General features: G+C 73.6%; 9 protein-coding genes. All 9 read right to left on the reverse strand.

Features of this window, described 5'->3' with window-relative positions; genetic code table 11:
* Positions 1-10: 10 nt before the first annotated feature.
* Entirely contained in the window at positions 11-607 is a 597-nt protein-coding gene (locus IEY94_RS18775; RefSeq protein WP_189171538.1) for a flavin reductase family protein, read from the reverse strand.
* On the reverse strand, positions 604-1854 hold the full coding sequence (locus tag IEY94_RS18780; protein ID WP_189171539.1) for an acyl-CoA dehydrogenase family protein: 1251 nt from the start codon (positions 1852-1854) through the stop codon (positions 604-606). Before IEY94_RS18780 ends, IEY94_RS18775 begins: the two co-directional genes overlap by 4 nt.
* A complete protein-coding gene (locus IEY94_RS18785; RefSeq protein ID WP_189171540.1) occupies positions 1851-3578 on the reverse strand; it encodes a dipeptide ABC transporter ATP-binding protein in 1728 nt (575 codons plus the stop codon). Before IEY94_RS18785 ends, IEY94_RS18780 begins: the two co-directional genes overlap by 4 nt.
* Positions 3578-4435: an ABC transporter permease gene (locus tag IEY94_RS18790; protein WP_189171541.1), complete on the reverse strand. Its 858-nt coding sequence runs from the start codon at positions 4433-4435 to the stop codon at positions 3578-3580. Before IEY94_RS18790 ends, IEY94_RS18785 begins: the two co-directional genes overlap by 1 nt.
* On the reverse strand, positions 4432-5400 hold the full coding sequence (locus IEY94_RS18795) for an ABC transporter permease (protein ID WP_189171542.1): 969 nt from the start codon (positions 5398-5400) through the stop codon (positions 4432-4434). The genes IEY94_RS18790 and IEY94_RS18795 overlap by 4 nt, the downstream gene beginning before the upstream one ends.
* Positions 5401-5407: 7 nt before the next feature.
* On the reverse strand, positions 5408-7048 hold the full coding sequence (locus tag IEY94_RS18800; protein WP_189171543.1) for an ABC transporter substrate-binding protein: 1641 nt from the start codon (positions 7046-7048) through the stop codon (positions 5408-5410).
* Positions 7048-8472, reverse strand: a complete 1425-nt coding sequence (locus tag IEY94_RS18805; RefSeq protein WP_229784250.1) for an NtaA/DmoA family FMN-dependent monooxygenase — start codon at positions 8470-8472, stop codon at positions 7048-7050. Before IEY94_RS18805 ends, IEY94_RS18800 begins: the two co-directional genes overlap by 1 nt.
* Positions 8469-9857 (reverse strand): LLM class flavin-dependent oxidoreductase, encoded by a 1389-nt coding sequence (locus IEY94_RS18810; protein WP_189171544.1) that lies wholly within the window; start codon positions 9855-9857, stop codon positions 8469-8471. The genes IEY94_RS18805 and IEY94_RS18810 overlap by 4 nt, the downstream gene beginning before the upstream one ends.
* Positions 9858-9953: 96 nt before the next feature.
* Positions 9954-10058 (reverse strand): putative leader peptide, encoded by a 105-nt coding sequence (locus tag IEY94_RS24385; protein ID WP_373291321.1) that lies wholly within the window; start codon positions 10056-10058, stop codon positions 9954-9956.
* Positions 10059-10131 lie beyond the last annotated feature (73 nt).

Raw genomic sequence — 10131 nt, forward strand, 5'->3', positions numbered from 1 at the left:
CGAGCCCGGCTCAGGCCGGCGGCCGGACCGGCCCCTCGCCGGGGTGCAGCCGGCCGAACCGGCTGCGGTGGAAGACCAGCGGCGACGGGTCGGCCGGCGCGCCGCGGCGGGCGGCGTGCAGGCGCAGCAGCACGATGGTGTGGTCGCCGGCCGGCAGGACGTCGTGGATGGTGGTCTCGAACTGGGCCAGCCCGTCGTCGATGGTGACCGCGCCGTCGGCGGTCGTGGTCAGCGGCAGGCCGGCGAACCGCTGGTCGACCGCGCCCGCGAGCTGCCGGGCCACGGCCGAGTGGTGGTCGGCCAGGATCGTGACCCCGAGGTGGGCCGCCCGCTGCAGGTCGGGCCACGTCCGGGACGTGTTGGCGATGGAGAACGACACCAGCGGCGGGTCGAGGCTGACCGACGTGAACGAGCTGGCCGCCAGGCCCACGATCACGCCGTCGACCAGGGCGGCGACCGCCACCACCCCGCTCGGGTAGATGCCGAACACCTCCCGCAGCCGACCGGGGTCGAGGTCCTGGTTGGTCCGCAGCGCGGCCGCGGCCGGGGCGGCCGGGTCGGCGGGGAGCCGGTCGGTGGGTGTGCGCTGCTGCGGGGTCCTGGTCATGGCTGCTCCCCCTCGGTGTCCGGCCCGGCCGCGGGGTCCCGCGTGCGGGTGTGGGTCGAGCCGGGGCTCGTACCGTCGAGCAGGTACTGCCCCACGATCCGGTCGCGGTAGATCACCGGGTTGTGCGAGGCGACCGTGCGGGCGTTGCGCCAGTGCCGGTCCAGCCGGAACCGCTCGGCGGTGGCCGACGCGCCGCCGACCTCGAACAGCTCGGTGGTCAGGTCGAGCACGAGCCGGATCACCGCGCCCTGCGCGCCGTACACCGCCACGTCCGCCCGGTCGAACCCCTCCTGCGTCGCCCGCCCCGCGCGCTGGTCCAGGTGGATGGCCTGCACCGCCGCCGCGGCGGCGGCCGTCGCGGCGTCCACGACCTGCGACGCCCCCGCGACCCGGCCGACCACCTGCTGCACCTGCGGATCCGCGCCGGGCGACGCGTGCACCGGGTTGAACAGGTTGCGGGTGCGGCCGTTCACGAACGCCACCGTGTCGGCGAGCGCGGCCCGGCCGATCCCGGCCAGGGTGGCCAGGTGCACGAGCTGGAAGACCGCGAACAGGGAGGAATTGGCGCGCTGGGCGACGTCGAGCACCTCGACGTCCTCGGCAGCGACCGGGACGTCGTCGAAGACCGTGGTGCCGCTGCCGGTGAGCCGCTGGCCGAAGCCGTCCCAGTCGTCGATCCGGGTCACCCCCGGCGCGGTGGCCGACACCAGCACGTCGGCGAGGCTGTCGCCGAGCGCCGCGGTGGTCTGGATCCAGTCGGCGAACAGGCTGCCGGTGGAGTAGAACTTGCGGCCGTCCAGCCGCCAGCCCGCGTCGCCGTCCAGCCGGACGGTCGTCGCCGGCTCCAACCACGACGCGGTGGTCCGCTCGCTCTGCGCGTTGCCGACCAGGACGCCGGCGGCGACCCGGCGCAGCCACCGCTCCCGGGTGGCCGGGTCCGGGTGGGTCAGCCGGTTCTCCACGAAGCCGACGTGGCCGCGCAGCAGCTGCGGCAGGTTGGAGTCGGCGCGGCCCAGCTCGGCGAGCTGCTCGACCAGCTGCGGGATCGTCGCGCCCAGCCCGCCGTACTCGCGCGGGACGCGCAGTTTGAGGAAGCCCGCCTCGCGCAGCCAGCCGACCTCGTCGCCGGGCAGTCGGCGGTCGGCCTCGCGCTCCACCGCCTTCTCCGCGATGCGCGCGTGGACCGGGGCGAAGCGGTCGGCGAGTTCCTGGTCGGTGATCCCGAGGTCCGTCCCGGCCGGGGTCATGCCCGGGCCAGCCGCGGCAGGGCGGTGAGCAGGCGCTGGGTGTACGGGTGCTGCGGCTGTTCGAAGACGTCGGTGGCGGTGCCGTCCTCGACCACCCGGCCGTCCTTCATCACCAGGATCCGGTCGCTCACGTGGTGGATCACCCCCAGGTCGTGCGAGATGAACAGGTAGCTGACGCCCAGCTCGTCCTGCAGGTCGGCGAGCAGGTCGAGGACCTGGGCCTGGATCGAGACGTCGAGCGCGGAGACCGGCTCGTCGCAGACGACGACCGCCGGGTCCGGCGCCAGCGCCCGGGCGATGGCGACCCGCTGCCGCTGTCCGCCGGAGAGCCGCAGCGGCGCCGCGGCCAGGTGCTGCTCGCGCAGGCCGACCTGCTCGAGCAGCCGGACGGCGCGGTCGCGGGCCTCGGCCTTCGCGCTCGGCGGGCGGGGCCCGGTGGCCAGCGCGTCGGTGAGGATCCGCCCGACCGACCAGCGCGGGTCGAACGAGCTGAGCGGGTCCTGGTAGATGACGCCGATCTGCTTGCGCCGCGGTCGGCGCTGCGCCGCGGTCAGCGTCGACCAGGGCTGGCCGTCCAGCAGCACCTCCCCCGCGGTCGCGCCGAGGATCGCCAGCGCGATCCGGGCGGTGGTGGTCTTGCCGGAGCCGGACTCGCCGACGATGCCCAGGGTCTCGCCGCCGAACAGCTCGAACGAGACGTCGTCGACGACCGTCCGGTCCACCTTGTCCGGACCGCGGAAGACCTTGGTCAGGTGGCGGGCGGTCAGCACGGGCCGACCCCGGTCCACCGGCCGCCGGGTCCGCGTCGGCGCCGCGTCGGCCGGCGCGGCCGCGCCGGCGGGCGGGCGGGTGAGCCGGGTGCCGCGGGTGTGCTCCGACGGGATCGCGTCGAGCAGCACCCTGGTGTACTCGTGCCGCGGCGCGTGCAGGACCTGGCGGACCGGGCCGTGCTCGACGATCTCGCCGTCGCGCATGACGGCCACCTCGTCGGCCAGCCGGGCCACGACGGACAGGTCGTGGCTGATCAGGATGATCGAGGTGCCCCGCTCCTTGGCCGCGGCGAGCAGGTCGAGGACCTGGGCCTGCACGGTGACGTCCAGGGCGGTGGTCGGCTCGTCGGCGATGAGCAGTGGCGGGTCCAGGGCGATCGCCGAGGCGATCAGGGCCCGCTGGCGCAGCCCGCCGGACAGTTCGTACGGCCGCTGCTGGGCCCGCACCGCCGGCTCGGGCACGCCGACGGCGGCGAGCAGGTCGACCGCCTTGGCGGGGCGGGTGGCGCGGGTGCCCCAGCCGTGCAGCCGCAGCGGCTCGGCCACCTCGTCGCCGACCCGGCGGAGCTGGTCCAGCGAGACCAGGGCGTCCTGCAGCACGAAGCCGACCCTGCTGCCGCGCACCGCCCGCCAGGCCCGCTCGGAGGTGTGCCGCAGGTCGGTGCCGGCCAGGTCCAGCCGGTCGGCGGTGACCCGCGAGGCCGGGCCGGTCAGCCCGACGATCGTGCGGGCGGTGACGCTCTTGCCGGACCCGGACTCGCCGACGATGGCCAGGCACCGCCCCGGCCGGGCGGTGAACGAGATGCCGCGGACGACCTCGGCCCCGGCGAACGAGACCCGCAGGTTCTCCACCCGCAGCAGCGCGGCGGCGGGCTCCCCGTCGGCGGCCGGCGCGTCGTCGCCGTCGGCGGCCGGGTCCGCGCGCTCGGCGCGCGGGTAGTCGAGGGTGGTCATCAGGCGGCTCCTCCGAGTCGGTCCTGCAGGGTGCGGCCCAGCGAGGTCACCGCGAGCGCCACCAGGACGATCACGAGGCCGGGCAGGATCTCCAGCCACCAGGAGGTGGTGATGTGCGGCCGGCCGGCGTCCAGCAGCGCCCCCCACTCCGAGCTGGGCGGCGGTACGCCCAGGCCGAGGAACGACAGCCCGGACGCCCAGACGATCGACTGGCCGACGCCGAGGGTGGCGACGGCGACCAGCGGCCGCATCGCGTTCGGGAACAGGTGCCGGCGGATGACCGTGAACCGGCCGTGGCCGAGCGCCGCGGCGGCCTCGATGTAGCCGGCCTGCCGGACGGCGAGCACCTGGCCGCGGATCATCCGCGCGTACCCGGGCGCCGAGCCGACGCCGACCGCGATGATCGCGGTGGCCACCGACGGCCCGCGGACGGTGATGATCAGCAGCGCGAGCAGCAGCACCGGGAACGCGAACGCGACCTCCAGCACCCGGGTGACCGCCGCGTCGACCCAGCCCCCGGCCAGCGCCGCGGTGAAGCCCAGCACGATCGCGGCCACGAACGCCAGCGCGGTGGCCCCGAGGCCGATCCCCAGCGACTGGCGCGCGCCGTGGATGACCCGGGTGAGCAGGTCCCGGCCGGCGTCGTCGGTGCCGAACGGGTGCGCCCACGAGGGCGCCCGCAGGGTCGAGCCCAGGTCGATCGCCGTGGGGCTGCCGTCGCGCAGCAGCCCGGGCGCGAGCGCCGCGAGCACCACGAGCCCGACCACCAGCAGCGCCAGTACCGTCGCCACGGAGGGCAGCCGGCCGAGCCGGGGCAGCACCCAGCCCCGGGCCGGGGCGAACACCCCGGCGCTCACCGGACGCTCCGGGCGGCGGTCAGCCGCGGGTCGACCGCCGCGTAGGCGAGGTCGACCAGCAGGCTGGCCACCACGTACACGGCAGCGACCACCAGCACGATGCCGGACACGGTCGGCAGGTCGCGGGTGTTGACCGCGGTGACCAGCACCTGGCCGATCCCCGGCCGGCCGAAGATGTTCTCGGCGATGACCGCGCCGGAGATCAGCGCGCCGAGCGCCCAGCCCGACAACGTGATCGCCGGCAGGACGGCGTGCCGCAGCACGTGCCGCAGCCGCACCGCCGGGTCCGACATCCCCCGGGTCCGGGCGGTGGTCACGAACGGCTGCTCCAGCACCTGCCGGAACTCGTCGCGGGTCACCTGGCCGAGGAACCCGGCCAGCGGGATCGCCAGGGTCAGCACCGGCAGCACCGTCCCCCGGGCGCTGGTGCCGCCGATGATCGGGAACACCCGCAGCTGCACCGCGAACACCACCAGCAGGACGACGCCGACCCAGTAGTGCGGCAGGCTCGCGAACACCGCCTCGATCGTCGCGCCGAGGCTGGTCAGGAACCGGCCCCGCTTCACCGTGAGCAGGGTGAGCCCGAGGGCCAGCACCCAGGCGACCGCCAGCGCCGCCAGGGTGAGGGTCAGGCTCGGCAGCAGCTGGCCGCCGATCACCTCGGCCACCGGCCGCTTCTGCGTGTACGACGTGCCCAGGTCACCGCGGAACAGGCCGGAGACGTAGCGCAGGTACTGCACCGCGATCGGGTCCTCGAAGCCGTACCGGGCGTTGACCGGGGCCAGCTCCTCGGCCGTCCACTTCTTCTCCTGCCCGGACTGGATGTTCATCAGCACGGTGGCCCGGTCGCCGGGCACCGCGAGCTGGGCGAAGAAGGTGACCGAGGCGGCGGCCACGACGACGGCCACGGACGCCACGGCCTTCACCGCCAGCCGCCGGACCCGCGGACCCCATTGTCCACTCATCGTCGTCTCACTCCGTGAAGTACGCGTCGGAGAAGACCGGCTCGCCCTGGCTCTTCTCCAGCCAGACGTCCCTGAGGTTGCGGGCCACCGCGTACGTCGAGTTCTGGGTGTAGAGCCCGATGCCCGCGGCGTCGTCCTGGATCAGCTTCTGGGCCTGGCCGTAGAGCGCGTTCGCCTTGGTGGCGTCCGCCTCGCGGTTGGCCTGCTGGATCACCGCGGACAGCGAGGTGTTGGTGTAGAACGACCGGTTGTTGAAGTTCGGCAGGGCCGGCGTGGACGGGCGCCAGACGATCCACAGGATCGCGGAGCTGGGGCTGGTCCAGTACGACGGCGTGGCGTCGAACGTGCTCGGGTCGCCGTACTTGCCGCCCCACAGCTCGGCCAGCGTGGCCGGGATCAGCTTGACGTCGAAGCCGACCTGCTTCCACTGCTCCTGCAGCACCTGCAGGACGGTGGCGCCCTCGGCGGTGAAGATGAACCCGGCGCCGTAGACGAGCTTGATGGTCAGCGGCTGACCGGCCTTCGTCCGCACCCCGGCGGCGTTGCGGGTGGTCCAGCCGGCGCCGTCGAGGAGCTGGTTGGCCTTGGCCACGTCGTACGGGTACGCCTTGGCGACCTCGGGGTCGTAGCCCGGCGTGGACTGGCTGACCGACGGGTTGCCCTCGTACGGGATCACCCCGTGGAAGCCCGCCTCGACCGCAGCCTTGCGGTCGGCGCCGTAGGCGAACGCCTGCCGGACGGCCTTGTCGGTGAACGGCCCGACCTTGTTGTTGATGTAGAAGGAGACCGGCTTGCCCGGGGTGATGTACTTGATCGTCTCGTACCGGGACTGGGCGTCCTTCCAGCTCACCGTCGGCACCTCGTAGACGACGTGCGACTCGGCGGTGCCCAGCGAGGCGTAGCGGGCCACGCCGTCGGCGATGAACTTCCACCGCACCCGGTCCACGATGGCCGGGCCCTGGTGCTTGGCGGTGGCCGGCCAGGACGTGTAGTTCGGGTTCTTGGCGAGCACGACCTCCTGGCCGTGCTTCCACTCCGCCACGGTGAAGCCGCCGGAGCCGATCGGCTGCTCGCAGTTCTCCTTCTCGCCGCGGCTCTTGAACGCCGTCGGCGACTGGATGCCGAAGTACCCCTGGGTAATCAGCGTGAGGAACGGCGGGTACGGCTGGCTCAGGGTGATCTCGACGTGCGTCGGGTCGACCGCCCGGGCTGCCTTGAAGTACGGGTCGATGGAGACCTTCGCGGTGCTGTTGCCGCCCTTGTTCTCCCACAGGTCGAAGTTCCAGGCGATGGCCGCGGCGTCGACCGGGGTGCCGTCGGTGAACTTCACGCCGTCCTTGAGGGTGAAGGTGTACTTCGTGCCGTCCGGCGAGACCGTCCACGCGGTCGCCAGCCACGGCCTGACGGTGCCGTCGTCGGCCAGCGTGACCAGCCCGTCGAGCACCTGCCGGGAGAGGTACGCCTGCTGGATCCAGCCGCCGAAGATGCACGGCGGCTCCTGGACGTGCCCGTACACGATCGTGCCGCCGGTCCCGGGCCTGCCACCGGCGGCGTCGGCGCCGTCGCTGGAGCAGCCGGCGAACGCGCCGGCGGCGAGGAGGAGGAGGGCGGCGAGTCCGGCACTGCTGCGTCGGGTCCGTCGGGTCATCACTGTGCTTCCTTATCGATGGTGGTGCTCGGTTGTTCGGCGATGCCGCGCACCGGCAGGTGCGCGCCGCCGCGGTAGCGGGCGCCGACGTGCCGCTCGGGCAGCCGGTCGCCGGCGCCGAAGATCCGGTCGCGCAGGGTCTCGTGCGCGTCGTACCCGCGGCGCAGCCGGCCGCGCTCGCGCAGGACGGGCACGACCAGCTCGATGAAGTCGCGGGCGGTGTCGTGCGAGTGGTACTGGAGCAGGTTGATGCCGTCGATGCCGACCTCGTCGAGCCAGCGCTCGATCTCGTCGGCCACCTGCTCCGGGTCGCCGACGGCGAGCAGCGGCTGGCGGCCGAGGTCGCCGAAGCCGGCGGCGAACTCGCCGACGGTCTGCTCCGGGTCGACCACCCGCCAGCGGCCGACCCGGCCGCCGTCCTCGGTGGCCGCGTCCTTGACCTTGGTCCCCGGCGGGAAGGCCGTCGGGTCCCAGGGCAGGCTGGTGTGCGCCAGGTAGCCGTCGGCGCTGGCCAGTTCCTGGTACCGGGCGAGCTTGGCCTTGGCCTCGGCCTCCGTCGGGGCGACGATCACGCCGGCGATGGTCACGAAACGGACGTCGTCGGCCCGCCGGCCGGCCGCCACGGCCGCCGCCCGGATGTTGTCGATGGTCGTGCGCAGGAACTCCGTCGTCGGGCCGCCGGTGAACACGACCTCGGCGTGCCTGCCGGCGAACGCCGTGCCGGCCGCGCTGGCGGTCGCCGTGAACAGGACGGGGGTGCGCTGCCGGCTGGGCGAGGGCAGGTGCGGCCCCTCCACCTTGTACCAGCGGCCCTCGTGGTGGATCGGCCGGATCCTGGCCGGGTCGGCGAAGACGTTGCCGGCGCGGTCGGCGACGATCGCGTCCTCGTCCCAGGAGCCCTCCCACAGCTTGTACAGCACGTCCAGGTACTCGTCGGCGATCTCGAACCGCAGGTCGTGGTCGACCTCGCCGTCGTGGCCGAAGTTGCGCGCGGCGTTGGGCAGGTACGAGGTGACGATGTTCCAGCCCACCCGGCCCTTGGTCAGGTGGTCCAGCGTGCTCAGCCGGCGGGCCCAGGAGAACGGCGGCTCGTACGTCGTCGAGAACGTGATCCCGAAGCCCAGGTGCTTCGTCACCGCCGCCATCGCCGGCACCACCGACGCGGGATCGTTGTTGGGGATCTGCAGGCCCTCCCGCACGGCGGTCGCCGCCGACCCGCGGAACACGTCGTACGTGCCGAGCACGTCGGCCAGGAAGACCGCGTCGAAGCCGCCGTCCTCCAGCAGCCGGGCCAGCTCGGTCCAGTACTCGATGTCGTTGAACCGCTCGCGGTTGTTGTCCGGCAGCCGCCACAGCCCGTGCGTGATGTGGCTGACGCAGTTCATCTCGAACAGGTTGAGGATGAGCCGCTTCCGGCCGCTCACGCCCCCGCTCCCCCGGCGCCGGCGGGCGCGAACGCGCCGCGGTAGCGGGCGGCGGGGTGGCTGTCGGGCAGCCGGTCGCCCCGGCCGAACAGCTTCTCCCGCAGGGTCCCCGGCGCGTACTCGCGCTGGGCCAGGCCGCGCTCGCGCAGCACCGGCAGGACGTGGTCGACCAGGTCCTCGTAGCTGCCGGGGATCTCGGCGTTGACCACGTTGATCCCGTCGACCCCGGCGGCCCGCCAGCGGTCGAGCTGGTCGGCGATCTGCTCCGGCGTACCGGTGACCCGGCCGTTGTGCGAGGTGTAGCGGGCGACGTCGCGCAGCGTCGGCTCGCGGTCGGTGACCAGGTCCCTGATCCAGCCGAGGATGGACTGCACGCCCTCGGTCCGCAGCTCGCCGACGGGCCGGTCGAGGTCCTCGTGGCCGAAGTCGATGCCGATCGCGCCGGACATGTGCGAGAGCTGCGCGTCCTGGTCGATCCACTCGTCCAGCTCGGCGCTGCGGCGCTTCGCCTCCGCCTCGGTGGAGCCGACGACGAAGTGCAGGCCCTGGAAGAACTTCAGGTCGCCGGGCGCGCGGCCCTGCCGGACGGCGCGGGCGCGGATGTCGGCGGTGTCCCGGGCGGCCGCCCCGACGCTCGGCGCCACGATGAAGATCGCCTCGGCGTTGCGCGCGGCGAAGGTGCGGCCCGCCTCGGAGGCGCCGGCCTGGAACAGCAGCGGCGTGCGCTGCGGCGAGGGGCTGACCAGGTGCGGGCCCTCCACCCGGTACCGCGGGCCCTCGTGGTTGATCCGGTGGATCTTGTCGTAATCGGCGTGGATGCCGGTGGCCCGGTCCTGGACCAGCGCGTCCTCCGCCCAGGAGCCCTCCCACAGCTTGTACGCCACGTCGACGTACTCGTCGGCCCACGCGTACCGCTCGTCGTGCTCCGTCAGCCCGTCCAGGCCGAAGTTGCGGGAGGCGTTGGGCAGGTAGTTGGTGACGATGTTCCAGGCGATCCGGCCCCTGCTGGCGTGGTCCAGGGTGGAGATCCGCCGGGCGAAGTTGAACGGGTGCTCCTGCAGGATCGACGCCGTGAACGCGATGCCGAGGTGCTCGGTGGCGTACGCGATGGCGCTGGCCAGCACCGACGGGTCGTTGCTGGGCACCTGGAGGCCCGCCTCGACGTACGTGCGCTCGTCGCCGCGGTACGGCGCGTAGAGGCCGACCACGTCGGCGAAGAAGATCGCGTCGAACCGGCCGCGCTCCAGGGTCCGCGCCAGGTCGACCCAGTGGTCGAGGCTGTTGAAGTCGGTCTGGCGCGCCGTCGGGCGGCGCCAGGTGCCCTGGATGATGTGGCCGGTCGTGTTCATGACGAAGGCGGCGAAGTGCAGGGGGCGTACGGACATGCGTCTCTCCGGGTACGGCGGACAGCCATCCGGCGCCCGGACGGGCGCCGTGGGGGTGTGCGGACGGGACGGTCGGCCGGCGCGGCCGACGTCAACTCACGGACACAGGGAGCTGGCTACGCGCCCGAGGTCGACGTGCCGGCGGGAGACGAGAACGAGTTCGCTCATCGGGCACCCTCCCGGCGCTCTCGTGGGCCGCATCGGCTGCGCGAGGGGGGAACGCGACCCGCCGATAATTCCTACAAACACTATAGACTTACTAGGTCATCCGAGC

Source organism: Pilimelia anulata, from assembly GCF_014647895.1.
Classification (GTDB): domain Bacteria; phylum Actinomycetota; class Actinomycetes; order Mycobacteriales; family Micromonosporaceae; genus Pilimelia; species Pilimelia anulata.